Here is a 24,674-nt window from a genome sequence, read left to right as displayed (position 1 = left end):
CAAAAAAACGGCCAAAAAGCGGTGATTTTTGTGATTTTTTGAAAAAAAAACGAGAAATATTTTCGTAATCGGCTGAAAATTAGTAACTTTGCAGTCCGAAATCGAAGAATTTCGAGTTTACACATTATTAATATATAAAAGAGAAAGAAACAGATAAAGAAATGACAAAGGCAGAAATCATCAACAGAATTGCTGAAGAGACCGGCCTGGCTAAGAAAGATGTAGCCATCTCAGTAGAGGCATTCATGGAGTGCATCCGCGAGAGTCTCGCTTCTGAGAAGGAGAATGTATATCTGCGTGGCTTCGGTACTTTCGTAGTGAAGCGTCGTGCTCAGAAGACCGCCCGCAACATCTCTAAGAACACCACACTGGTAATCGAGGCTCACGACTTTCCCGCCTTCAAGCCTTCGAAGAGCTTTATTGAAAAAATGAAGTAATTAACATTATAAATTATTAAGTATTATGCCAAACGGAAAGAAAAAGAAGGGCCACAAGATGGCTACTCACAAGCGTAAGAAGCGCCTGCGCAAGAATCGTCATAAGAGCAAGTAAATCTTGATCCTCTGTGACCAATAGTAAAGAAATGAAAGGAGTGTGTCTTGCTAATCTATAATGGATAGCGGCACACCCTTTTTAGTGCTAACGAGACATTCCCTCAAGAATTTTTAAGGAAAACAATTAAGGAGAAAAACAATGACAAGTGAAGTTATCATTGATGTGCAGCCAAAGGACATAAGCATTGCCCTGCTCGAGGATAAGCAGCTGGTAGAGTACCAGCAGGAGCAGCGCACGGCATCGTTCTCGGTGGGCAACATTTATGTGGCAAAGGTCAAGAAGCTGATGCCAGGACTTAACGCTTGTTTCGTTGATGTCGGATCCGAACGTGTTGCATTCCTGCATTATCTTGATCTGGGAACTCAATTTAACTCTTACGAGAAATATCTGAAACAGGTAGTGAGCGACCGCAAGAAGCTCTACCCTATCCAGAAAGCCCACATCCAGCCAGAACTTAAAAAGGATGGCAGCATTGCCAACACCTTGAAGGTTGGTCAGGAAATACTGGTACAAATTGTAAAGGAACCTATTAACACCAAGGGTCCACGCCTCACCTGCGAGTTGAGTTTTGCCGGCCGTTATCTGGTGCTTATTCCTTTCGAGGACGGTGTTTCTGTTTCGACCAAAATCAAGAAGGGCGAAGAACGTAGCCGACTGAAACAGCTTATTCAGAGCATCAAGCCAAAGAATTTCGGTGTTATTGTACGTACAGTAGCCGAGGGAAAGCGCGCAGCTGAACTTGATGCCGAGCTGAAGATACTGTTGAAGCGTTGGGAAGACGTGATTAGCAAAGTACAGAAGACCACAGAGCGACCACAACTCTGCTTCGAGGAGGAAAGCAGGGCCGTAGCACTGTTGCGCGATCTCTTCAATCCCACTTACGACGGCATCCATGTAAACGACAGCGGCATCTACGACGAAATCAAGAACTATCTGGGACTCATCGCACCCGAAAAGAAGGATATCGTTAAGCTCTATAACGGCACGGTACCCATTTTCGACAATTTCGATGTAACCAAGCAACTCAAGTCGGGCTTTGGAAAAACGGTAAACTACAAACATGGTGCTTATCTGATTATCGAACACACAGAGGCCATGCATGTAGTGGATGTGAATAGCGGTACGCGAATCAAGAAAGAGAACAATCAGGAGGCCAACGCCCTCGAAACCAACCTTGGAGCTGCCGACGAGCTGGCCCGCCAGCTCAGGCTCCGTGATATGGGTGGTATCATCATCGTCGACTTTATCGACATGAAGTTACCCGAGGACCGCCAGCTGCTCTACGAGCGCATGTGTAAGAACATGCAGAAGGACAGAGCCAAGCACAATATCCTGCCCCTTTCTAAGTTCGGATTGATGCAGATTACCCGTCAGCGCGTTCGCCCCGCTATGAATGTGAACGTCGAGGAAACCTGCCCCACTTGTTTCGGTAAAGGCACTATCAAGTCGAGCATCCTGTTCACTGATACCCTCGAGAGTAAGATTGACACCCTAGTAAATAAGATAGGTATGCGCAAGTTCTATCTGCACGTTCATCCCTACGTTGCCGCCTACATTAACCAAGGCCTATTCAGCCTCAAGATGAAGTGGCAAATGAAGTACGGACTGGGCGTACGGGTCATCCCCTCGCAGAAGCTGGCGTTCCTTCAGTACGAGTTCTATGATGCCGACAGGCAATATATAGACATGAAGGAAGAAATCGAAACAAAGTAATAAAACTCTTATATCGAAAACCTATGCTCACACTAAAAATCCTATTCTGGGCCATGTTGCTCATAGTATTCTACACCTATTTAGGTTATGGAATTCTATTATACATCATCCTCAGGCTAAAACGGCTTTTTGCGGGCGCTCCCCGCAAGGCCGTCGTGCCTGCCGATGAGCAGCTGCCCACCATCACCCTGCTTATTTGTGCTTATAACGAAGAAGATGTGGTGGCCGAGAAGATGGCCAACACCCTGGCTATCGATTACCCCCGCGAAAAGTTCCGTATTATGTGGGTAACCGATGGCAGCACCGACCGCACCAACGAGCTGCTTAAGGCCTACCCCGAGGTTGATATCGTGTTCAGCCCCGAGCGCCGCGGCAAGTCGGCCGCCCTTAAGCACGGCTTGCAGGAACTCAAGACCCGCTATGTGGCCTTTACCGATGCCAACACCATGATTAATCCAGGCGCCATGAAGGAGATTGCCCGCCTGTTTACCGACCCCACCGTGGGCTGTGTATCGGGCGAGAAACGCGTGGCCGCCCGCAAGGAGGGCCAGATGGCTGCCGAGGGCGAAGGTCTGTACTGGCGCTACGAGAGCACCTTGAAACGTTGGGACAGCGAGCTGTTCTCGGCCATGGGTGCCGCCGGCGAACTCTACGCCATCGATCCCCAGCTGGTACGCGAGGTTCCCGACAATGCCCTGTTAGACGATTTCATGATGTCAATGTTTGTGGTACAGGATGGCAAGCGAATCGCCTACACCCCCGATGCCTACGCTCAGGAGTACGGCTCTGCCAACATTTTTGAAGAGAGCAAACGCAAGCGCCGTATCGCTGCCGGCGGACTTCAAAGCATCTGGTGGTTGCGCAGTTTGCTCAACCCCATCAAGTACCCGCTGGTAAGCTTCCAGTACATCAGTCACCGCGTGCTGCGTTGGAGCGTTACTCCAATTGCAATGGTTATCTTACTGGGTATCAACGTATTACTTTCTGTAATGCGCGCAGGTTCGTTCTTCGATTTGATGTTAGCAGCACAGATTTTGTTCTATCTAGGCGCCTTTGCCGGCTGGCTTTTGGCCCGTCACGGCGTTAAGAACAAGCTGCTTTACACCGCCTACTATTTTGTTTTTATGAACCTCAATGTTTTTCGCGGAATGGCCTACCTGCGCAGCCATAATCACAGTGGCGCTTGGGAAAAAGCCAAGAGAAGTTGAAAATTTTGCTAATTTTCTTTCATTTTTCTTTTGTGTTTACAAAAAAAGCATTACCTTTGTAGCCAAATAGTGACTTTTACAAACAACATGGAATATAGCGAGAAGGAAATAATGCTTCAGAAATATGCGGAGGCCAATCGCAAATTATCCCTTGCGCAAGAACAGCTAGCCATCGCAAATCAGAAGCTGAAAGAATATGAGGAGAAGGCCCAAAAAGCAGAAAAAGCGAGCAAGATGAAGTCGCTTTTCCTGGCTAATATGAGCCACGAAATCCGCACCCCCTTGAATGCCATCGAGGGTTTCTCTCGCGTATTGGTCGAGACCGATTCACAGGACGACCGCATGAAGTTCTTCGAAATCATTGAAAGCAACAACAACCGTTTGATGAGCCTGGTAAACGAGATTCTCGACCTCTCACGTGTAGAGGCCGGCGAAATCACGATGAAGAAGTCGAGCACCGACCTCAACCAGCTCTGCGACAGTATCAAGAATCTGTTTAAGTTCCGTTGCCCCGAGACGGTTAAGCTCAGTTGGAAGAAGCCCAATATGGCCGTTACCTTCAACACCGATGCCAACCGTATCACCCAGGTATTCTCAAACCTTATCAGCAACGCCTTGAAACATACTTCGGCCGGCAGCATCACCTATGGTTACCGCATGCTCGACGAAGGCTCAAACATCGAATTCTTTGTGCAAGACACCGGTACGGGTATTGCCCCCGAGGATCTTCAGCATATCTTTAACACCTACGTTTCTCGCGATGCCGAGACCAACAACAACGGCTACGGCCTTGGTTTGGCACTCTGTAAGATTATTGTCGAGAAGCTGGGCGGTAAGATCTATGTCGAGTCGAAACTTGGCGAGGGTTCGCTGTTCCACTTTGTGCTGCCCTTCGAGGGTACCATTGGCGGCATAGCACCAGCCCGCAACACCACCACCTCGAACGTTCGCACCATCCGTGTAAGCGGTCGCCCCGACGATAAGAACAAGAAGACCATCCTGGTAGCCGAGGACGAGGACAGCAACTACGAACTGGTAAAAATTGTGCTCCACAAGCGTTACCGCCTTATTCGTGCCCATAACGGTATCGAGGCTGTAACCATGAACGAGGAAGAGCACCCCGATCTGATACTGATGGACATTCGTATGCCCGAGATGAACGGTCTTGATGCCACCCGCATCATTAAGGAGATAGATACCGACACACCCGTTATCGCCCTGAGCGCCTATGCCTTCGAGGAGAATATCCGCGATGCAAAGGATGCTGGCTGCGACGAGTTCATGGCCAAGCCATTCAAGGTTGAGAACCTGATCGAGATAGTTGGCAAATACCTCGACTAAGCATAACTACACATATATTTTTTATACTCACACATTATGGGAAAACTTGCTGTACAAAAGTACTTTTCATTCTCCATTCTTATTCTCACCGTACTTGTCATGATATTCACCCTTGTAGGTCTCTACGGTGGTGATGTTCAGCCTGCAGGTAATACAGCCCGCGCCATGCTGGTTTATGCCCTGCCCGTGCTGATAGCAGCCAATGTGGTACTGTTTCTTTACTGGGTTATTATGCGCCGTTTCCATTGGGCTTTCATTCCGCTCATTGCCATCATGTGCTGCATCCCCTACTCAGGCACCATCTATCAGTTTGGTTCGCTCGATGAGCATGCCGACATCAAGCCCGGCATCAAGATTGCTACCTACAACGTGGCTATGTTCGGTCGCGAAACCTCAGGCTTTATTGCCCAGGATATTCTGAGCGAGATGAAGAAACAGAAGGTGGATGTGGCTTGTTTCCAGGAGTATAACGACCAGAGCGGCGACAAGAAGAACAGCGACTCTTACAAGGAGTACTTCCCCTATATGGCCCAGGGCGAGAACGATATGGTTATCTACAGCCGTTACCCCATCGTTAAGTCGAAGAACATGAACTTCGAGATGACCAACAACAGCGCCATGTGGGCCGAGGTAAACTACAAGGGAACCGTGATTCGTGTGTATAACGCCCACTTGGAAACCACCGGTATCAACAGCACCCTGCACAAGGCCGGCAAGCTGATGAATCAGGGTATGGATATCGAGGGTAACGCCCTGATGCGTGCCTTCTACGGCAACTACACCTTAGGTATGATAGCCCGTTCGGGCCAGGCCAACGTGCTGGCGATGGACATGCGCGATTGCGAGCGCCCCATCATTGTATGCGGCGACTTCAACGATGTGCCCTACTCTTACGTCTACAACACCATGCTGGGCGATAAGGTCGATGGCTTCAAGGAGTGCGGCAGCGGCTTTATGTACACCTTCCGTGGTGGTAACAAGAAAGTGCGCATCGACTATATTTTCCACGATAAAACCTTCTTAGGCTTGTCGTATTACAAGCGCGAGTTGAGTTATTCCGACCACAACCCCGTGTTCTCAAAAATTCAGATTCCTCAGGATCAGCAGAAGTAACAACATAAAGAATCCCGCCTTTTTGAGCGGGATTTTTTTATTGTACTATCTTGAATCTTACGCGAAACGATCGTTCCTGTTCGTCCCAGTTGGTGCCCAGCAGTTCAAAGCGCCCTATCTGCGAGGTGCTGCGCACATGCTTACCTATACAGGGACACACGTCGTAATCGCCAATGCGCACCAGGCGGATGGTCTCCGATGCATCATCGGGTAGTCGGTCAAGCGTCACATCATCGGGTATCGTGTCGCGGGTCACAAACTCAAACGTCACAGGCAAGTCCTGTGCTATCAGGTCGTTCATGCGCTCCTCAATCTCACGCTCCTCGGCGCGCGATGGTTTCTGGGCCAGGTGGAAACTCATCTTACTCTTCTTACGCTCCACATGGGCATTATACGATCGTCCGCAGTCAAACATCCTGATCATCGTCTGGTTCAGCAGATGCTCGGCTGTATGGGCTGGCGGAAACTCCTCCTTGTTGTGCTCGTTCAATACAAAATCGGCCATATCTTTAAAATTTTGGCGCAAAAATACGAATTTTAACTAAAAAAAACAAGTTTCTTGCAACTTTTTCCGCCTTACATGCGTCAAAAGAATAAAATAAAACAATTAAATAAATAAATGAATATGAAAAAGGTATTATTATTGATGGTATGTGCTTTGGCGCTCACATCGTGTAAGTTAGATTTGGGTATCAACAAGGTAACCCCCAGCGACAACATCGTAACCAAGACCTATAAGGTTGATACTTTCGAGGAAGTAAACATGATTTGCGTGGGCCACGTAGAGATCGTGCAGGACGTGAAAAAGAGCGGCACCATCGAGCTCACTGCTCCCGACAATTATATTGAATACTACAAGTTCGAAAGTGGCAACGACGCACTGAACATTAAGTACACACAGAAAAATCTCAATCTGAACACACAAGAGGTAAAAATCAAGGTTTATACTGCCGACCTTACCAAGGTAACCAATAGTGGTGCCTCTAACATTAAGATGGACAGTCTGGATACCGATAAATTAGAGATTACCAATAGTGGTGTTGGTGAGATTGCAGTCAGCGGTATTGCCGATGATGTTGAGTTGCGCAATAGCGGTGTTGGCAGTATCGAGGCTGGCAACCTAAAGGCACTGAACGTAACAGCCAGCGTATCAGGTGTGGGCAGCATCAAGTGTTATGCTTCCGAAAGCATCGAAGGCCGCGTGTCGGGTGTAGGTTCGTTAGAGTACGGCGGTCATCCCAAGAAGAAGAATACCCACCGCTCCGGCGTCGGCAGCATCAGTGAAATCTAATTATTAGGCACGGATTTTTTAGGCACGAATTTCGCGAATTAACACGAATTTTTATTTTTGACGCGATTTTACACGGAGATTTTTTGGCACGGATTTACACGGCTTTAATAAATTAAAAACACGGCTTTGGTTATTTCAACTTTAGCCGTGTTTTTTTATTATAAATCCGTGTATTTTTTATAAAAAAGCCGTGTTAATCCGTGCCTAATAAATTTTACGCGCGGAATTTTAGGATGGCGGCACCATTTTCGGGAACTTCTACCTGTACCGCTTCGTCGCGCTTAAAATGGAGGCGCGATTTCGTGCCGGTGAGCAAGTCGGTTACCTGCGCGTTTTTCTCGCTTAAGCCTAAATAGTCGAAGGCATGAGCGGGAATATTTACGTTCACGGTGGTAGCCTGATCGGCAAAGTTGGCAATCACCAGGATGGCCTCGGTGCCGTGCTTGCGTATAAACGCATACTGGCGCTGCAGATGGCCGTTGGCATACATCAGGTCGAACATCTCGCCCTGCGTGATAGCCTTCTCCTTTTGTGCCAGCGTCATCACCTTGCAATACATATCGTAGATATACTTTTCGCGGATGGTATATTTGCGGTTAGCCGCACGCACCATGGTGTCCACGCTCCAGTAGTCAAAAATGGTGGTTCGTCCGTCGCAGCCGCTAAAGCCCTCCTTGTCCATACCACGCTCGCCATACTCCTGTCCGAAGTAAATCATCAGCGGGTTCTGCTGCAGCAGGGCCGATACCACTAAGCCCGGTATGCCCTTGCGGCCGTCGCCGGCAAAAAAGTCGCTGGCCACGCGCTGCTCGTCGTGATTCTCCAGGAAGTACAGCATGTGCTGCTTGATATCATCCGTCTGTTGCCAGGCGCCTGTAATCGCATGGGCACTCTGCTGGTTGCAAATCACGCTGCGCACCGTATCGTACATGCCCACCTTGTCGTACAGGTAGTCGAATCCGGCACCCAGGTAGTTGCGATACTCGCCGGGGTTATACACCTCGCCGATAAACACGCACTCGGGATAGCGGTACTTCACCTTATCCGTGGCCCAATGCCAGAAGGCAGCAGGCACCATCTCGGCCATGTCGCAACGGAATCCGTCAACGCCCTTAGCCGCCCAGAAGAGCAGTATATCCGTCATCTTATCCCATGTGTTGGGGATAGGATTAAAGTGGCCCACGCCGCCGGCATAGTAATCCACACCGTAGTTCAGCTTCACCGTCTCGTACCAGTCGTTCATGCCTGGTGCATTGTGGAAACAGTCGTTACCCGTGGCCTTGGCAGGCTCCTCGTCATACTCCTCGGCCTCGCCGTGATACAGGTCGAAGTAAGGATGGAAACGCTGTCCGGGACAATAATAGAAGTTGTTCTGCGGGTCGAATCCGTTCTGTGGGTTATCCTCCTCGCCCAGATCCTTCACCCCTTTGGGCTTGCAGATAGAGTGATACTGACGAGCCACATGGTTGGGCACAAAGTCGATAATCACCTTCAGTCCGGCCTTGTGTGTGCGCTCTACCAGCGCCTCAAACTCCTGCATGCGCTGCTCTACGTTCTCGGCCAGATCAGGGTCGATATCATAGTAGTCGGTAATGGCGTAAGGCGATCCAGCCTTACCCTTCACCACCGCAGCGTGCTGACGTGGAATGCCGTACTGGGTGTAATCAGTTTGCGATGCATGTCGGATAACACCTGTGTACCAAATATGGCTCACGCCCATCTCCTTGATAGCTTTCAAGGATTTGGGCGTGAAGTCGTTCAGTTTTCCGCAACCGTTCTCGGCCAATGTTCCGTCCTCATGGCGCGTCACATTCTTATTGCCGTACAAGCGGGTAAACACCTGATAAATAATTATCTTCGAACTATTCATCATTAATGTTTAATGTTTCATGTTTAATCTTACTCAATACCGTGTGCATTGACCTCTTTATTGATCTTAACGATCATACCCTGCAGGGCCTTACCAGGACCGCACTCTGTAAAGTCGTCGGCACCATCGGCAATCATGTTCTGTACGCTCTGAGTCCAGCGGACCGAGCTTGTGAGCTGAGCAATCAGGTTAGCCTTGATCTCAGCAGGATCGGTATGAGGCTTAGCATCTACGTTCTGGTAAACGGGGCACTTAGGAGTCTTAATCTCAGTAGCCTCGATAGCTGCCTGCAGCTCGTCCTTAGCAGGCTGCATCAGTGGCGAGTGGAAAGCACCACCTACCTTCAGCACCAGTGCACGCTTAGCACCAGCAGCCTTCAGGCGCTCGCAAGCCTCCTCGATAGCCTCAACGTTACCGCTGATAACCAGCTGTCCGGGGCAGTTATAGTTAGCGGCTACTACTACACCCTTACCCAGCTTGCTAACCTCGGCGCAAACCTGCTCTACAGTCTCATCGGGCAGAGCAATGATAGCAGCCATAGTTGAGGGCTGAGCCTCGCAAGCCTTCTGCATAGCCATAGCACGAGCATAAACCAGCTTCAAGCCATCCTCAAAACTCAGGGCACCAGCAGCTGTAAGAGCCGAGAACTCACCCAGTGAGTGACCAGCAGCCATCTTAGGATCGAAAGCGTCGCCCATGCAGAGTGCCGAGATAACGCTGTGAAGGAAAACGGCAGGCTGTGTAACCTTAGTCTGCTTCAGCTCCTCGTCGGTACCAGCAAACATAATATCGGTAATACGATAGCCAAGAATCTCGTTAGCCTTCTCAAAAAGTTCCTTTGCCAGGGGGTTGGTATCATACAGATCCTTACCCATTCCTACAAACTGTGCTCCCTGTCCGGGAAAAACAAATGCTTTCATCTTTCTTTAATTTTACTATTTTACAATTTTACTATTTCACTATTTAAAACTCCTCCTTTTTTCCTCCTTTTGCTCTTTTCAGGATGCAAAATTACTAAAACTTTCTGAAAAATGCACCCTAATGACTATTTTTTTGCCGAAAGTGGTGATAATATCGAAAAATCTGTGTAATTTTGCACTTAGAAAGAGAACAGATGGCAAAAATGAAGCTTATTGTAATGACGAAACCCACATTCTTCGTCGAAGAGGACAAGATACTTGTGAACCTCTTCGAGGAGGGATTGGATAATCTGCACCTGTACAAGCCAGGTGCTTCGCCCATGTATTCTGAGCGCTTACTGACTCTGCTTGGCGACGACTATCACAACCGCATAACCGTTCACGGCCACTTCTATTTAAAAGAGGAGTATCGCCTGCGCGGTATACATATCGACGATGCGTTCACCGAGGCTCCCGTTGGCTATAAGGGCAACATCAGCCGCACGTGCCACGCTATCAGCGAACTCAAGGAAACAAAGAAAAAGTCGAACTATGTTTTCCTACACTCTATTTTCGACAGTCAGACCAATGCCGACGAGAAGCAGTCGTTTACGATGGACGAGTTACGCGCAGCCTCCAAGCAGGGCCTGATAGACAAGAAGGTTTACGCCTTAGGAGGAATGAATCTCGACCGCGTGAAGGAGATTAAGGATTTAGGCTTTGGTGGCATGGTGATATGCGGCGACCTATGGAACCGCTTCAACATCCACAACGAGATCGACTACAAGGCCTTACTTAACCACTTCGAAAAACTGCGAAAAACGATTGATTAGCATGCTAAAGTACTAATATAAAAATATAAATAGGTATTAACAATGAGTGATAAGAGCTCCTTTTTGGTATTCTCAGGAACAGCCACGAGATACCTGGCAGAAAGAATCTGTCAAAGTCTTGGTTGCCCGTTAGGTAAGTTACAAATCACCAAATTCTCTGATGGAGAGTTTGCTGTTTCGTACGAGGAAAGTATCCGCGGTCGCGACATCTTCCTGGTTCAAAGCACCTTCCCCAGTTCCGACAATTTGATGGAGTTGCTGCTGATGATTGATGCAGCTAAGCGCGCTTCGGCCCGTACCATCAATGCCGTTATCCCCTACTTCGGATGGGCCCGCCAGGACCGTAAGGATAAGCCCCGTGTAAGCATCGGTGCCAAGCTGGTGGCCGATCTGCTCAGCGCTGCTGGTGTTAACCGTGTGATCACCATGGACCTGCACGCCGACCAGATTCAGGGTTTCTTCGATGTTCCTGTCGATCATCTGTATGCATCAAACGTTATTCTGCCCTACCTGCAGTCGCTTAAACTCGACGAGCTGGTAATCGCATCACCCGATGTTGGTGGTTCAAAGCGTGCCAGCACCTACGCCAAGTACCTGGGCTGCCCACTGGTATTGTGTAACAAGACCCGTGCCCGCGCCAACGTGGTAGCATCTATGCAGATTATTGGTGATGTAGCAGGTAAGAATGTAGTGATTATCGACGATATGGTTGATACTGCCGGTACCATTACCAAGGCAGCCGACCTGATGAAGGAGAACGGTGCACTCACTGTTCGCGCTTGCGCCAGCCACTGTGTGATGAGTGGTCCTGCCAGCGATCGTGTACAGGCTTCGGCCCTCGAGGAGATTGTATTCACCGACTCTATTCCTTACACCCAGCGTTGTGCTAAGATTAAGCAGCTCAGTGTAGCCGAGATGTTTGCCGAGGCCATCCAGCGTGTAATCGACAACAAGAGCATCAGCGATTTGTACATTGTATAATGACAAATAAAAGTTTTATCGGACTGGCAGTTGCAAGCTTCATGCTTTGCGCCTGCCAGTCTGATGTTTATCAGATCAAGGGTTGCGCTACCCAGCTGAAGGATGGCGACACCGTAACCCTGGCATTCGAAGACCCGCCACAAAAGGTTCTTGGCCAGGCCATCGTTAGCGGCGGCACCTTTAAGTTTGCCGGCACCACCGATACCACGCTGTTCTGCCGTGCCTATCTCAACCGCCAGCAGCTCACCAGCTGCAGCTTCTTCCTCGAACCTGGCGAAATCACCATCGAGCTCAACCAGCACCCCCGCCCATCGCGTGTGTCGGGTACCCAGCTCAACAATCAGTGGCAGGCCCTTAACGATACCGTGCAGAAGCTTGGCACCCAGCTTATCCGCCTGGCCCAGCTCTCCACCCGTACCAACGCCGCCCATCGCCAGCAGTTGCAGCAGCAGGTTGATAGTCTGCACCGCCGCATCAGCGATTGCATCACCCAAACCGGCCAGCGTAACCGGCAAAACGTATTAGGACGATACATCATCCAGAATTATAAAAAACCCGAGTTCAGAGATTGAACCCGGGTTCTTTTTTATGCTTGTACCAATGTAATTACACGGTGTGTGCAGGCAGCTCCAGCCACTTAATGTAGCAGAAGTCCTGACGGTGAGGCAGCTCCTTATGCTTAGGATACATACGGATGGCGCTCTTGAACTGTCCAGCCTGCTGTGGAGCCAGTGTAGCCTCAAAGATATAGTTGTTACCCTCGTGGCCCACCATCTTCAGTGGCTCGATCGAGAAGATGCGCTCCTCGCCCTCCTTATTAATATGTACGTTCACCTTCTCGAGTGCTACAGCATCCTCCAGTCCCTGCTCGTCAATCACGTAGCGGATGGTGTACTTCTGTGCAGTCTCGATACCGGCAGCAGGATAATCCCACTCGGCGCTAACCACGCGGATAGCATCCCAGCGCTCAGCTACGGTCTCCTTCCACTGAGCCAGTTCCTTGGCCAGCTTGTTGTTGTCCTTGCTCAGAGCCTTAAAGCGCTTAGCCTGCTTGTTGTAGAACTTCTCGTAGTAGTCGTCAAGCTGTCGCTTCATGGTGTAGTGAGGAGCAATCTGAGCAATCGAGTTCTTGATTACCTTCACCCAACCCTTCGACAGGCCAGTCTTCTTATCCTTATCGTAGTACAATGGGATAATCTCGTTCTCCAGCAGGTGGTAGATGGTAGCAGCATCCAGGTTGTCCTGGTAGCCCTGGTTCTGGTAGGTACGCTTCTCGGTAAGAGCCCAACCGGCACCCTCGCGATAGCCCTCAAGCCACCAACCGTCTTTTACTGAGAGGTTTACTACACCGTTCATCTCGGCCTTTTCGCCCGATGTACCCGATGCCTCCAGTGGACGTGTAGGAGTGTTCATCCAGATATCTACACCCGATACCAAGCGGCGGGCCAGCAGGAAGTCGTAGTCCTCCAGGAAGATAATCTTGCCCAGGAACTCATCACGCTGCGAAATCTCGTAGATGCGCTGGATCAAGCCCTGACCGGCACCATCAGCTGGGTGAGCCTTACCAGCAAACAGGAAGATTACTGGGTGCTCAGGATCGTTCACAATCTTGCTCAAGCGCTCCAGGTTGGTAAACAGCAGGTGTGCACGCTTGTAAGTAGCAAAGCGGCGGCAGAAACCGATTACCAGTGCGTTAGGATTCATACCCTCGAGCAGTGAAACCACACGCGAAGGATCGCCCTGGTTCTTCAGCCACTTCTCGCGGAACTGCTCCTTGATATAGTCAAACAACTTGTTCTTCAGTGCCATACGTGTGGCCCAAACCTCCTCATCAGGACAGTTGTAGATGCCGTGCCAGATTTCCTCGTTGCTCTGATCACTCATGTGCTTAGCATCAAAGTACTTGGCATACACCTTACGCCACTCGGTAGCACACCATGTGGGGAAGTGAACACCGTTGGTAACATAACCTACGTGGTTCTCCTCGGGATAGTAGCCGGCCCAGATAGGTGCAAACATCTTCTGGCTTACCCAGCCGTGCAGCATAGATACACCGTTAACCTCCTGACAGGTGTTGCAGGCAAATGTACTCATGCAGAAACGCTCGCTGTGGTCGTTAGGATTGATACGACCCATGCCGATGAACTCGTCCCACGAGATACCCAGCTTCTGTGGGTAACCGCCCATGTACTTGCCAAACAGACCCTCGTCGAAGTAGTCGTGACCAGCAGGTACTGGTGTGTGAACGGTGTAAAGACCGCTGGCACGAACCAGCTCCAGAGCCTGGTTGAATGTCAGACCCTCGTCGATATAGTCGCACAGACGCTGCAGGTTACACAGGGCAGCGTGTCCCTCGTTACAGTGGTAGATATCCTTCTTAATGCCCAGCTTCTTCAGCAGCAGCATACCTCCGATACCCAGCAGAATCTCCTGCTTCAAGCGGTTCTCCCAGTCGCCACCATACAGGCTGTGGGTGATAGGCTTGTCAAACTCCGAGTTCATCTCGTTGTCGGTATCCAGCAGGTACAGCTTTACACGACCCACGTTTACACGCCAAACATAAGCGTGAACCTGGTAGTTGGTGTAAGGCACATCAATCACCATGGGGCTACCATCCTTGTCAAGCTGGCGCTCGATAGGCAGGTTGCTAAAGTTCTGTGCCTCGTAGTTGGCCACCTGCTGTCCCTCCATCGAGAGGCTCTGTGTAAAGTAACCAAAACGGTACAGGAAACCAACGGCACACATATCAACATTAGAGTCAGAAGCCTCCTTCACGTAGTCGCCGGCCAGCATACCCAGACCGCCCGAGTAGATCTTCAGGGCCGAGTGGATACCGTACTCCATACAGAAGTAAGCCACCGATGGGCGCTTCTTGTCGGGTTCTACGTCGATATACTTACGGAACAAGGTGTAAACGCTCTTAATGCGCTTCATCAGCGCCTTATCCTTTACAATTTGCTCTTTACGGGCAAAACTCAGTCGCTCAAGCAGCATAACTGGGTTGTGTTTTACCTCATGATAAAGCTCAGGGTCCAGGTCGCGGAACAAGTCGCGAGCCTCGTAGTTCCATACCCACCACATGTTGTGGGCAATCTCGTCCAAACACTTCAGTTCTTCAGGAAGACTCGACTTCACGGTCAAATCCTTCCACATTGGAGCATTTGCATAATCAGCTTTAATTTTCATAATCTCTCAAATTTTTATTTGAATTCTTCTTTAATCTTTCTAACAATTAATGTTTAATCATTAATGTTTAATGTTTAATGTACTCGCATTTGCGCCTTGCGCAAAGCGATGTCGTACGCTTCGTAGTAGTACTCGATAAAGTGAGTCCAGAGAGCCTTCTCCGAGAGGGCTTCAGCATTCTTGCGGCAAGTCTCAATCTGCTTTTTAGTCATGTTCGAGAACTCAGCCACCGTATCTTTGATATTATCGGCCACTTCGCTATAGTTGTAATCCGTGCGGTGAATCACCTTCACACCATCCTCCAGCTGTCCGTCGTGACCGAACACCGTGTTGGCCCACAGTCCGAATCCAGCCAGGTCGGTAGTGATACAAGGCACCTTAAAGGCTATTGCCTCAAGTGGGGTATAACCCCAGGGCTCGTAGTACGATGGGTAGATGCACAGGTCGTTGCCCAGCACCACATCGTAGTAGGTCATGTTCACGATACCATCATTACCGTCCAGATAGCAAGGCAGGAAAATCACCTTCACGTTCTCATCCTTACGGTTGTGCATATCGTAGTATTTCAGCATGCTCAGCACGTTATCATGACTCATGTTGTGCAGCCAGTGCGTCACCATCGGCACCTCAAGAGGAGTGTTAAATGATGGCTGTTCGCTGTTGGAATTTAATGTTTCATGTTTCGCTCGAACTTGTTCGCTTTGCTTGCAAAGAATGTTTAATGTAGCAAGTCTCTCTTGCAGGTCCTTACGAGGCTCTCCTACCCAACCGGGCACCTCGATAAATGCCACCACCTTCTTTTTCAGGTCGCGGTCGCGCAGCAGTCGGTTCATAGCCTCAACAAACACGTCGATACCCTTATTGCGGAACTCGTATCGTCCCGAAGTCGAAATCAGCAGCGTGTCGTCGTCCAGCTCCTCGCCAAGCAGCGCATTAGCCACCTGCAGCATTTTTTTGCGCGCGGCCTTACGCTTGCGGGCAAAAGCCTGCGCTGTGGCGGGCACAAAACTATTATCAAAACCATTTGGCAGCACCACGTCCACCGGCTTATCCAGCAGCTCCACGCACTCCTTAGCCGTAATGTCGCTCACTGTGGTAAAGCAGTCGGCATAGTGTGCAGTCTGCTTCTCAATACTGTGTTTGCTCTGCATGTTCAGTTCGCCCGCCATCTGGTCGCCGTTATAGGCAAACAGGTAGTCGTACAGCGGCTTCTGGTTACCAGCAATCGATCTTCCAATGCTCGTAGCGTGGGTAGTAAACACCGTACCAATCTGTGGCAGCTTGTTGTTCAGGTACAGCAGTCCCAGTCCGCACATCCACTCGTTAGCGTGGTAAATCACCTTCTGTTCGGGCTTCAGGCAGTGCTTGTAGAAACTCTCTACTACGAGAGCTGCAGCATACGAGAACATCGATGCCTCATCATAGTCGCCATAGGCATGCAACGAGTCCACCTGGTAGTGTTCCCACAACCAGCCGTAAATCTCGTTCTTCTTTTCGAAGTAAAGGTTAAAATCCACCAGGATAGCAATCGGTTCGCCGGGCACGGTCCATCTTCCTACCCTAACCTTCAGGCCCTGCTCTTTCGCAGCCCACTGCCACTCGGCCAGCAAGCTGTTGTCCTCCCTAAAGTATGGACTCTCCTGCTCTTTCCAGAAATCAGGACCAATAAATATGATTTTGTCTTTCAGAACCTGTTGCAAAGTTTTAGCACGTGTCGAAAGTACGGTATAGATACCGCCAACCTTGTTGCAAACCTCCCAACTCGACTCAAAAATATAATCAGGTGTAAATCGTTCCTTTGCCATGTTATACTAACTAATTTGCTGCAAAGATAATTAAAAAATTATTAAATCACCAATCTTTTTGTTATTTTTTTCAGTGTAAACGTTTAAAAGATGATTTAGATTAGTATCTTTGCGGTCTAAAAAACGTATAAGTGTTGTAATATGAACAAGTTAATAGTTTCAGCCCTGCTGTGTTTGGCCAGTATTACGGCCAGTGCGCAGAACACCCAAGGCCCCTTTCGCGCGTACCTTATAAATAAGGAACTTGATATTGTGATGCGTATTAATTTTTACCAACAAGATGTTACCGTACCCGGGCAGGATTTGTTTGGCCAGGTGCCCGGCTATCTCAGTAAGCGTTTCAACTCGTTTGCCTGGGTCATCACCGATGCCGAGGTAAAGGGCCACAAGGCCACGCTGCAGATGATCAACGATTACGGCAGCGAGGATCTCACCGCCACCCTCACCGCCAAGGGCGATTCAGTATTCATCCTCAAGCAAGAGTCAGGTAGCGCCCTCAAGGTGCCCTTCAAAGGTAAATGGCAAAAACTGCCCAAGACCATAGAGTTTAAACGTCAGAAATAATTTTCTGACGTTTAATGTAAGTTATTCAACCTTTGTCATCTGGAAGGTGGCGATGTAGGTTGAGCCATCATCACGCATACGCAGCGCCGTCCACTTCATCACGCCATCCTTGATGCTCTCAATCTCCCACCACTCGCGCAGCTCTTCACTGTCGGCCGTCTTCTTCCAGCGGGTGCAAAGCAAGATACCATCTACGAAATAGTTTGAAAGATAATCAGTGTCCGACTGCCATTGCCCCTCCACCTTACTATAATAGGCGTAGGTGCCGTCGGCTTTATACTCCCAACGGTGCAATTCGCCATCGGTGTGCTCGTCCTCAGTGCTAGTCACCTTGCCTTCCCATGTGCCAATAATATCATTCTCATAGTCGTTTGTCACACGTATATAGCGCTCTTTGTTGTAGATCTCATTTATTACCACATTACCGTCAACATAGACTTTCCAGTCAGACTTCAACATCATATCCTTATCAGTAATGGAGTAGATGGTTGTTTCCGTCACATGCGTAGTATGTTCATTTTCTTTCGCTCTAAGCGTTACATTCTTGCCTTTAATCGTAACCTCAGCCGACGCATGGTTGTTCCACGACTCGCTATAGTAGTCAGAAAGACTACCATACGCTTCCGTCGGCGACAAGAAAGTAATGACTGCTTTCAGGTTAGTAGGACACGCCTGACCGTCCAGTTCGTCCACCATCCACTTGCCCATCAACTTTGTTGAAAGGTCGAGTTTGACGGGTTTGTCGTCATTCGAAGTACATGATGTGAACACACTTGCGCCGCAAATGAGGGTGGCGACGAGCACCCAGTTCAAAATCTGCTTCATAAAGGTTTTCATTAAATTGTTTGTTTGCAAATATACATAACAATTCAATATCTTCCAATTATTTTAGCATTTTTTTTGCATTCTGACAAATTCTTATTACCTTTGCGGCGTATTGTTAAATGAATGGTAATGAAATTCATTTTAATGATTATGTTCATTCTATTTTCGCAGTGATGCGAGAAAGAATTGGGTTTTATTAGTTATAATTATCACAGAGGAATCAGCAGCGATGCTCATTCCCCTTTTTGTTTCATCTATCTTTATCCATATCTATAGAGGCAATGTAGTCATCATATGCATCCCGTTCTTCACGAGCAGCTCGATAACTTTCATCGTCACAAGTTTTATCATCCGGATTTTCAGGTGAATTACTTCCTCTAAAAATAGCGTCACCTTTGTATATTAGTAGAAATATTACAGCTCCTATATGCATAATTATCACAGCCCACCATGAAGTAATGGCAGCCAGCATCCATATTATGAAGGCATACAAAAGAACCCATATAAGACAAGCTATCATATTCTGTCAAGAATTAATTGTTTCTATTTCGCCACAAAATTAGCACAATTTTCGCAACCCACAAAATTTACAGTCATTTCTTTTGGTTCTCCACAGAAAACTTTGTATCTTTGCACCCAGAAACATCAAGAGCAGTCGCCATTATGGCGGACTCGCCAACCGAACATTAGGATGTCACGGTGGCCAAGGTACGATGTGGAAGCAACATTATTATTCACTTCAAAATTATCCTAAGTTATGCAACAGCACATTTATTACATCAAGTTTGCATTGCAATTTGCCGATATGCAAATCGCAGAGTTAGTTAACGTATTCAATTCTCAGGTAAATCTTCGAGGTTTCACTTCGATGCGCGCTTATCACGACGCAGCCCTAATGGATGAATTCCAACGTCGAGGTATCGACACCACCTGCGTCCACGATGGTCACAGTATATCATTCGCCCATCCTATTGCTTATGATATAAGCCAGAATAAGTTAGTTCTTTTAAGCTAACACCTCTATATAAAAATCTCCGCCCCTATACTGTCTGCTCTGGTATAGAGGCGGGGGATTATATCTCTTTAATGCCTAATGATTTCAAGAATTTGTAAGTAGGTTGATAATATTCTTCCTTTCTTGAAAAATCATCTGGATCACTTGGCGGTATAATAATTATCATTCCTTGACGTGCGCGTGTCAACAGAACACGATATGCATTTATCTTATAGTCTTTCTCTGACGAATTTGTCCAGTTGGTACCTTTGAAGTTATAGCATTCCCAGCCATTGGGATTATATCTAAAATCTGCATCCCAAATAAATCCAGCCCAATCCAATTCAAGTCCTTGAACTTTAAACTCAGACATCACATTTTCAAGAAAGTATGACGATCTTATATCATCAACCCCCTTTAAAAACCACTGAATTTCCATTTTTCCTTTTTGGTCTTGCAAAGCCAATCCCATTGGCACTATTCTTTTTGCTTGAGAAGACGCCAAAAGTCCATAACGTTCACTACCTCGAGCATTATCTCTAAGCCATTGTTTTGCTTTGGATAATGAACGGGTCATAACGATAGGATAATTTGTCAGTTTGGCAAGTAGCTCCTTAGAACGTTCTATATCCATTTCTAATAAATAATGAACAAAAGGAGATAATTCTTCTCCTCTAAACGAACGTATAGAAGCTTTGAGATGTAGTTCATCATAAATCTGAACATTACGATTCTCTTTCAACATCATTTCCACATTACCTTCTGCATATTCCTTCTCTTTTAATTGATCAGAAATGTAAACCTTCCAATGTGGGAAATCATTATTAATAGCATTTATCCACTCTGAAATACCAGCCTCACCATGATTAATCTCCTGTCCACCACCAACAAGACAAACAATCACAGCCCAATCTGGCTTTTGATCCATTGACCAAATCAAAAATGAAGGTTCAGACATAGGAAAATCCGCGTTATTAAGAAAGGATGACAATTCTTTGCGAGTCCATGCTCTTTGGGCCTCATCAAATATTGCCACATTCTCAACTTCAGCATAGCCGTTTTTCTCATGATTCTCTACAGCATCTTCTTTTATTCTAATTTTCCCATTCTCTACAGTAATCTTACTAAGCATATTACCACGATAATGATGAATGGCTTGTATAAAAGAATGTACTTCCCTTTCGGCATCTTTTTTTGTTATTTTGTCCGATGCTGCTTTATCATTTGCCAAAGCTTCGGTTAACACATTTACCAAAGGCCCATTTCCTGACAAATAGACAGCATGTTCTCCCTTATTAAACTCTTCAATTGCCACGTCAAGGCCTACACGCGTTTTTCCTGCACCAGGTACGCCTGTTACAAAACATATAGCTTTTGAATGAGACCGTTTTGTCTCTTCAATAATATCCATTACACGTTTAGTAGTAACAATTAAATCGTCAGCATCAGAACGTTTTATATCGTTTACATTATGATACTTGTATAATGAACATGCAGCTTCAATAATATTGGGGGTAGGATTATAGACACCATTACTCCACTCTTTGATACCAATATAATTCCCAGAATATAGTTTTAGCACCTTTTCAATTAAACGCCCCAATCCTTCGGTATTTGCTTCCAATGGGGCAACAACATCATCTACAGCTTTATGAATTTGCTGTTCTTCTGGCATATCATGGCTTTCATTCACCAAAATGGGAACCAATATCCTGTTATGACTTGTACTATGAAAATTCTTCAAATCTAAAGCATAATCCCAAACCTGAGCCAATTGTTGCTTTCTACTCACTTTTTTCTGCTGGCCAGTCTTATACTCAAGAATAAAAACAACTCCATTTATTATTGCAATAACATCACATCTCTTTCCTATCCTGGGGATTGTAAATTCAAATGCGATACCGCCATCCCAGTTACTATACATACGAAACATTTCTTGGAGTGTAGTTATTTCAACTTTCCAAGAATTGCGAGTATCTGGATTTACTTCATATTCAGATAAACGCAGCATGCCACCCAATACTTTATCAACAGCTTCAGAAGTAAACTCTGAAATGCTATTTTTATAATAGCAACGCTCCCTAATTGTATAGCTCATACAGATTAAAAGTTAAACAATTCACTTTTAGAAATTCCTAAGGCATTTGCTATCTTATCAATAGTATTAAGCGTTGGACTCTTCTCCCCTCGTTCTACAACGCCGACATAGGTCCTATCAACGCCACACTTGAAGGCAAATTGTTCCTGAGAATAACCTGCTTTCTTTCTTAGTTCGGCAACACGCTTGCCAAAGTCTTTATTTACATTAGTTTCCATGGCTGCAAAAGTACGAAAATGCTATCTTTAGCACAACCGTCTAAAGATAGCATTTACATAAAACCAAGAAGAAACGTTATAATTCAATGAAGCAATCTTTGTACTGTGGTAACAACTTCACGAACTTTTCAGTACTTCCATGTGGGATATAAAAATGTTTTACCCTGCTGCAACAAGAAAAAGCCTTATCTCCAATACTTACAATACTATTCGGCAATGTTATAGAAGTTAATTTCTTGCAACCATAAAAGGCCTTGCTGCATATTATCCTCACTCCTTCTGGAATGGTAATTTCTGTAAGTTCTACACAACCTTCACAGGCACGATAATCTATAATCTCAACTCCTTTGGGAATTACTGTATTATTACAACCATATAATAGTGTTTTTGTACTCTTCCTTATTATTGCATTACAATTATCTCTAGAATCCAAAATGCTATTTTTATCGTCGATAACAATAGACATCAATCCTTCCCTCGAACGTAGAACATTAACGCTAAAAAAAGATACGCTTTGGGGTATTTTTAATGCAACAATACCTTTACAAGAATACAAGGAAAAAGCTTCTATTCTTTTAACCCCATCAGGAATAACTGTTGATTTACATCCCACAACCAGTATGTTGTCCTTTTTTCTTATAACAGCATTACAATTATCTCTAGAGTCATAAAAAATATTATTTTCATCCACAATTATTGATTCAAGACTTTCACAATAATTAAATGCTGAAGGACTTATGAAACTAACTGACTCCGGTATGAATATCGAAGTCAAATTGGGGCAATTATAAAACGCATATGACTCAATATTCTCTACACTTTTAGGTATTATAACAGATGTCATTTGCTTAAATTTACACATAAGTTTACCACTTATATTTTCAACGCCATCAGCTATAACGACCTCTTTTAAATATAAGTCTTTCCGAGTATGCTTCCTACCAAGCAATTCATCAATACTATAAGCTTTCATCTTTCTAATACTTCAAGAACTATATATATATATTTATGGCATGATATACCCTTTATCCTCGGCTTTTTCTACAATTTTCATTAGTCTTTTACATTGAGCCGTCGACGGAAGACTATTTCTACCGATATAATCTGCGACACTCTTTATAAAGGAACAATCACCATAGGACAAAATAGCCTCACGCATCATATCCTCATATACATTCATCCAATACTTCGCTCCCAGATTGAAAACTTCGACAGCCACATCAATATTTGCATTGAACTTATGGGCTTTTTTAGCTGCTTTTTCTATTTCTTTTGTTTCCTCTTTTGAAACCAATGTACGCAAAAACTTTTCACTCAATTCATATGAAACATCTTGGAATTCTCTCCAAACACCAGCTGTTCTTGAAATAGTGCGAACAAGTCCACCACCAGCCTTTTGTTCTAGATATTTATGTGTTACATAAGCTAACTTTAATAATTCTTCTGCGAGTTCCGGGTATAGCATCTGTTTCTGCCAAATACTTGTCCAATCAATATCTTTTTCTTTTGGTATAATTTTCATCAGTTTTGATATTGTATATGGAACGATCTGTGCCTTATTACCACCTGTTGGATACCATGATGCTTTATTGATAAGCTTGTCTAATGTATCAAACATAATAACAGAGCATACACACTTTTTAAAAAACTCCTCGTTGATATCATCACGATGATTCTCATACATATCATCTACAAAATCTGCAAATCGAGTAAAGTTTATTGCAGAACTTTGACATACTTGATGGGGATTCATAAGAATTGTGTTATAGCACTTTGCCAATTTTTCTTTTTTAATGACTTGATTTTTTGGATATTTCTCGCAGAAATGTTTCTTTTGTGCATCACTCATTTTGAATTGTTCCTGATCCCATTTATTCTTAGTCCTTTCATAATACCATATGGTTTGATATGGCAATCCATTGACAGGCGGCGCCATGACTTTTTGCGAGATTTTTTCCATCAACACATGGAATGGATGATTGGAGAAGAAATCCGCAGAAGTTACAGGATTCTGACAATTTGCACATTTAGAAATCTTTTCAGTAACCTCATTGTATATCTCCACCTCATCCTCAGACATTTCACTATCCATATTGAGCACAGTAAGTTTCATTGGTACAAATAGCGTATCCATGCCTCTTTTGGCTTCATGTTTGATAATGGCATTTGCAAGTGATGCTGTAGTTTGACCACCATTTATTATCTGGAAATCCTTAAAGGAAACTATTCTCGACTTGTCTGCAGAAAACACAACGGACCTAGCTACTACAGCAATACCATTATTATATGTAAAGAAATTACTAGGCTTTTCTATTATTGTTTTTCTAATACCCTTGTTCACCTTACCAGAAACTTTCAGGAATGCACGTACATTTCCCTGAAGGAGTTTACTACCATATTTGATATATATATCAGCAAGAAACTTACCAGGAACAATGCCTAGATACACATCACACCTAATTCTTTGGGAATCAATATCAGCATCAACTTTTTTTTCATTGTCCCTTTCCATATAATCACCTATATCAGCCCTTAAATATTGAATACCTTCACAGTTAAAGTCTTCAGTGTTAATTTCCAAAACCTCGCTAGAATTAGAAATATAATTCTGATAAAAACGTTCCAGTGTCCAAACATTCAAATCCACAGGGCGATCAAGAAAGTCTGGACGAGACAGATTCTTTACGTTATAATAAAGAGTAGCATTAGTTATAATAAGGAACTTGAACCTTAATATCTCAGTAGTAAGGATACCTTTTCCCATCTTACCTTTAATCTCCTTGGCAACTTGAATAACATCGTCAGAATCATCGCAATACTTAGAAATATTCCCTTTATCTACCTCTGCTATGAAGTTTTGCATATAACCAAGAATATCATTAATTCCTCCTTCTGCTAGATTTGGTTTAGAGTCACGTTCATTATAGAAAACGCTTGAAATCAAGACTAGCGCATTATCAGCTTCATCGTAAGCATATGCATCAAACGACATACGCTGATTCTTGTTATTACGCAACTCAACACTCATCGGCATAGGGTCATTCAATTCTCCTAACTCTTCCAATAGGGCCAACGTTCTTTCAATAAACATGCTTTCGGGATCAGTTCCCTCATGTTCTGCATCAAAACGAATCTCGTCGATAAACTGTTTACGGTATTCTTCTATATCCATAGTTTAAT

General features: G+C 45.7%; 21 protein-coding genes, 1 pseudogene and 1 riboswitch. Of the genes and pseudogenes, 11 read left to right on the top strand and 11 right to left on the bottom strand.

The window, feature by feature from the left end:
* The first annotated feature begins 161 nt into the window (after window positions 1-161).
* The 5 genes from BLR73_RS00230 to BLR73_RS00210 all read left to right on the top strand — a co-directional run bounded on the left by BLR73_RS00230 (window position 162) and on the right by BLR73_RS00210 (window position 5,930).
* A complete protein-coding gene (locus BLR73_RS00230) occupies window positions 162-437 on the top strand; it encodes an HU family DNA-binding protein (protein WP_013063334.1) in 276 nt (91 codons plus the stop codon).
* 256 nt (window positions 438-693) lie between these two features.
* Window positions 694-2,268 (top strand): Rne/Rng family ribonuclease, encoded by a 1,575-nt coding sequence (locus BLR73_RS00225; RefSeq protein ID WP_033151329.1) that lies wholly within the window; start codon window positions 694-696, stop codon window positions 2,266-2,268.
* 23 nt (window positions 2,269-2,291) lie between these two features.
* Window positions 2,292-3,476 carry a glycosyltransferase family 2 protein gene (locus BLR73_RS00220; protein ID WP_033151328.1) on the top strand — a complete coding sequence of 395 codons (1,185 nt, stop codon included), beginning with the start codon at window positions 2,292-2,294 and terminating at the stop codon, window positions 3,474-3,476.
* 87 nt (window positions 3,477-3,563) lie between these two features.
* A complete protein-coding gene (locus BLR73_RS00215; protein ID WP_091857801.1) occupies window positions 3,564-4,817 on the top strand; it encodes an ATP-binding response regulator in 1,254 nt (417 codons plus the stop codon).
* A 36-nt stretch (window positions 4,818-4,853) separates the two neighbouring features.
* Window positions 4,854-5,930, top strand: a complete 1,077-nt coding sequence (locus BLR73_RS00210; RefSeq protein ID WP_084163186.1) for an endonuclease/exonuclease/phosphatase family protein — start codon at window positions 4,854-4,856, stop codon at window positions 5,928-5,930.
* Between the two features lie 37 nt (window positions 5,931-5,967).
* Here BLR73_RS00210 and BLR73_RS00205 read toward each other — a convergent pair.
* Window positions 5,968-6,429, bottom strand: a pseudogene (locus tag BLR73_RS00205) (hypothetical protein); the annotation flags it as partial.
* Window positions 6,430-6,555: 126 nt separating this feature from the next.
* Between BLR73_RS00205 and BLR73_RS00200 the strand changes: the two are divergent.
* Entirely contained in the window at window positions 6,556-7,221 is a 666-nt protein-coding gene (locus tag BLR73_RS00200) for a GIN domain-containing protein (RefSeq protein WP_176763570.1), read from the top strand.
* A gap of 214 nt (window positions 7,222-7,435) precedes the next feature.
* Here BLR73_RS00200 and BLR73_RS00195 read toward each other — a convergent pair whose 3' ends face one another.
* Both BLR73_RS00195 and fabD read right to left on the bottom strand, forming a co-directional pair.
* Window positions 7,436-9,094, bottom strand: coding sequence for an alpha-amylase family glycosyl hydrolase (locus BLR73_RS00195; RefSeq protein ID WP_091857796.1), 1,659 nt, complete (start codon window positions 9,092-9,094; stop codon window positions 7,436-7,438).
* A 26-nt stretch (window positions 9,095-9,120) separates the two neighbouring features.
* On the bottom strand, window positions 9,121-10,011 hold the full coding sequence (fabD, locus tag BLR73_RS00190) for an ACP S-malonyltransferase (RefSeq protein ID WP_013064140.1): 891 nt from the start codon (window positions 10,009-10,011) through the stop codon (window positions 9,121-9,123).
* A 203-nt stretch (window positions 10,012-10,214) separates the two neighbouring features.
* Between fabD and BLR73_RS00185 the strand changes: the two genes are divergently transcribed.
* The 3 genes from BLR73_RS00185 to BLR73_RS00175 are packed head-to-tail and all read left to right on the top strand — an operon-like array spanning window position 10,215 to window position 12,376.
* Entirely contained in the window at window positions 10,215-10,823 is a 609-nt protein-coding gene (locus BLR73_RS00185; RefSeq protein ID WP_013063409.1) for a thiamine phosphate synthase, read from the top strand.
* Between the two features lie 42 nt (window positions 10,824-10,865).
* Entirely contained in the window at window positions 10,866-11,804 is a 939-nt protein-coding gene (locus BLR73_RS00180; protein WP_013063227.1) for a ribose-phosphate pyrophosphokinase, read from the top strand.
* Window positions 11,804-12,376 (top strand): DUF4369 domain-containing protein, encoded by a 573-nt coding sequence (locus BLR73_RS00175; protein ID WP_013063625.1) that lies wholly within the window; start codon window positions 11,804-11,806, stop codon window positions 12,374-12,376. Before BLR73_RS00180 ends, BLR73_RS00175 begins: the two co-directional genes overlap by 1 nt.
* A 34-nt stretch (window positions 12,377-12,410) precedes the next feature.
* On the opposite strand, the gene glgP is transcribed toward BLR73_RS00175, so the two are convergent.
* Window positions 12,411-14,990 (bottom strand): alpha-glucan family phosphorylase, encoded by a 2,580-nt coding sequence (glgP, locus tag BLR73_RS00170; protein ID WP_091857793.1) that lies wholly within the window; start codon window positions 14,988-14,990, stop codon window positions 12,411-12,413.
* A gap of 74 nt (window positions 14,991-15,064) precedes the next feature.
* Window positions 15,065-16,795, bottom strand: a complete 1,731-nt coding sequence (locus tag BLR73_RS00165) for a glycogen/starch synthase (RefSeq protein ID WP_091857790.1) — start codon at window positions 16,793-16,795, stop codon at window positions 15,065-15,067.
* Window positions 16,796-16,936: 141 nt separating this feature from the next.
* On the opposite strand from BLR73_RS00165, the gene BLR73_RS00160 reads away from it, so the two are divergent.
* Entirely contained in the window at window positions 16,937-17,359 is a 423-nt protein-coding gene (locus tag BLR73_RS00160) for a hypothetical protein (protein WP_074760896.1), read from the top strand.
* A 21-nt stretch (window positions 17,360-17,380) separates the two neighbouring features.
* Here BLR73_RS00160 and BLR73_RS00155 read toward each other — a convergent pair whose 3' ends face one another.
* A complete protein-coding gene (locus BLR73_RS00155; protein WP_143010848.1) occupies window positions 17,381-18,184 on the bottom strand; it encodes a hypothetical protein in 804 nt (267 codons plus the stop codon).
* A 250-nt stretch (window positions 18,185-18,434) separates the two neighbouring features.
* Window positions 18,435-18,617 carry a hypothetical protein gene (locus BLR73_RS00150; protein ID WP_139208896.1) on the bottom strand — a complete coding sequence of 61 codons (183 nt, stop codon included), beginning with the start codon at window positions 18,615-18,617 and terminating at the stop codon, window positions 18,435-18,437.
* A 204-nt stretch (window positions 18,618-18,821) separates the two neighbouring features.
* Window positions 18,822-18,941: riboswitch (SAM-I-IV-variant riboswitch) on the top strand.
* On the opposite strand from BLR73_RS00150, the gene BLR73_RS00145 reads away from it, so the two are divergent.
* Window positions 18,942-19,199 (top strand): hypothetical protein, encoded by a 258-nt coding sequence (locus BLR73_RS00145; protein ID WP_091857782.1) that lies wholly within the window; start codon window positions 18,942-18,944, stop codon window positions 19,197-19,199.
* Window positions 19,200-19,257: 58 nt separating this feature from the next.
* Here BLR73_RS00145 and BLR73_RS00140 read toward each other — a convergent pair whose 3' ends face one another.
* The 4 genes from BLR73_RS00140 to BLR73_RS00125 all read right to left on the bottom strand — a co-directional run bounded on the left by BLR73_RS00140 (window position 19,258) and on the right by BLR73_RS00125 (window position 24,666).
* Window positions 19,258-21,276 (bottom strand): DUF2075 domain-containing protein, encoded by a 2,019-nt coding sequence (locus BLR73_RS00140; RefSeq protein ID WP_091857779.1) that lies wholly within the window; start codon window positions 21,274-21,276, stop codon window positions 19,258-19,260.
* A 5-nt stretch (window positions 21,277-21,281) separates the two neighbouring features.
* On the bottom strand, window positions 21,282-21,494 hold the full coding sequence (locus tag BLR73_RS00135; RefSeq protein WP_091857776.1) for a helix-turn-helix domain-containing protein: 213 nt from the start codon (window positions 21,492-21,494) through the stop codon (window positions 21,282-21,284).
* 76 nt (window positions 21,495-21,570) lie between these two features.
* The gene (locus tag BLR73_RS00130; RefSeq protein WP_091857773.1) at window positions 21,571-22,467 is read right to left on the bottom strand and encodes a leucine-rich repeat domain-containing protein; all 897 of its coding nucleotides are present in this window, start codon (window positions 22,465-22,467) and stop codon (window positions 21,571-21,573) included.
* A 33-nt stretch (window positions 22,468-22,500) separates the two neighbouring features.
* Complete coding sequence (locus BLR73_RS00125; protein ID WP_091857770.1) at window positions 22,501-24,666, bottom strand: AIPR family protein; 2,166 nt, start codon at window positions 24,664-24,666, stop codon at window positions 22,501-22,503.
* Between the last annotated feature and the right edge of the window lie 8 nt (window positions 24,667-24,674).

It is taken from the genome of Prevotella sp. khp1 (assembly GCF_900102205.1).
GTDB lineage: Bacteria > Bacteroidota > Bacteroidia > Bacteroidales > Bacteroidaceae > Prevotella > Prevotella ruminicola.
Note: the sequence above shows the minus strand (reverse complement) of the source record. Positions and strands in the feature narration are given on the sequence as shown.

Excerpts from the sequence above, each read along its gene's own strand:
- BLR73_RS00230 (WP_013063334.1), top strand. The coding sequence starts at position 162 with ATGACAAAGGCAGAAATCATCAACAGAATTGCTGAAGAGACCGGCCTG.
- BLR73_RS00225 (WP_033151329.1), top strand. The coding sequence starts at position 694 with ATGACAAGTGAAGTTATCATTGATGTGCAGCCAAAGGACATAAGCATT.
- BLR73_RS00220 (WP_033151328.1), top strand. The coding sequence starts at position 2,292 with ATGCTCACACTAAAAATCCTATTCTGGGCCATGTTGCTCATAGTATTC.
- BLR73_RS00215 (WP_091857801.1), top strand. The coding sequence starts at position 3,564 with ATGGAATATAGCGAGAAGGAAATAATGCTTCAGAAATATGCGGAGGCC.
- BLR73_RS00210 (WP_084163186.1), top strand. The coding sequence starts at position 4,854 with ATGGGAAAACTTGCTGTACAAAAGTACTTTTCATTCTCCATTCTTATT.
- BLR73_RS00200 (WP_176763570.1), top strand. The coding sequence starts at position 6,556 with ATGAAAAAGGTATTATTATTGATGGTATGTGCTTTGGCGCTCACATCG.
- BLR73_RS00195 (WP_091857796.1), bottom strand. The coding sequence starts at position 9,094 with ATGATGAATAGTTCGAAGATAATTATTTATCAGGTGTTTACCCGCTTG.
- fabD (WP_013064140.1), bottom strand. The coding sequence starts at position 10,011 with ATGAAAGCATTTGTTTTTCCCGGACAGGGAGCACAGTTTGTAGGAATG.
- BLR73_RS00185 (WP_013063409.1), top strand. The coding sequence starts at position 10,215 with ATGAAGCTTATTGTAATGACGAAACCCACATTCTTCGTCGAAGAGGAC.
- BLR73_RS00180 (WP_013063227.1), top strand. The coding sequence starts at position 10,866 with ATGAGTGATAAGAGCTCCTTTTTGGTATTCTCAGGAACAGCCACGAGA.
- BLR73_RS00175 (WP_013063625.1), top strand. The coding sequence starts at position 11,804 with ATGACAAATAAAAGTTTTATCGGACTGGCAGTTGCAAGCTTCATGCTT.
- glgP (WP_091857793.1), bottom strand. The coding sequence starts at position 14,990 with ATGAAAATTAAAGCTGATTATGCAAATGCTCCAATGTGGAAGGATTTG.
- BLR73_RS00165 (WP_091857790.1), bottom strand. The coding sequence starts at position 16,795 with ATGGCAAAGGAACGATTTACACCTGATTATATTTTTGAGTCGAGTTGG.
- BLR73_RS00160 (WP_074760896.1), top strand. The coding sequence starts at position 16,937 with ATGAACAAGTTAATAGTTTCAGCCCTGCTGTGTTTGGCCAGTATTACG.
- BLR73_RS00155 (WP_143010848.1), bottom strand. The coding sequence starts at position 18,184 with ATGAAGCAGATTTTGAACTGGGTGCTCGTCGCCACCCTCATTTGCGGC.
- BLR73_RS00150 (WP_139208896.1), bottom strand. The coding sequence starts at position 18,617 with ATGCATATAGGAGCTGTAATATTTCTACTAATATACAAAGGTGACGCT.
- BLR73_RS00145 (WP_091857782.1), top strand. The coding sequence starts at position 18,942 with ATGCAACAGCACATTTATTACATCAAGTTTGCATTGCAATTTGCCGAT.
- BLR73_RS00140 (WP_091857779.1), bottom strand. The coding sequence starts at position 21,276 with ATGAGCTATACAATTAGGGAGCGTTGCTATTATAAAAATAGCATTTCA.
- BLR73_RS00135 (WP_091857776.1), bottom strand. The coding sequence starts at position 21,494 with ATGGAAACTAATGTAAATAAAGACTTTGGCAAGCGTGTTGCCGAACTA.
- BLR73_RS00130 (WP_091857773.1), bottom strand. The coding sequence starts at position 22,467 with ATGAAAGCTTATAGTATTGATGAATTGCTTGGTAGGAAGCATACTCGG.
- BLR73_RS00125 (WP_091857770.1), bottom strand. The coding sequence starts at position 24,666 with ATGGATATAGAAGAATACCGTAAACAGTTTATCGACGAGATTCGTTTT.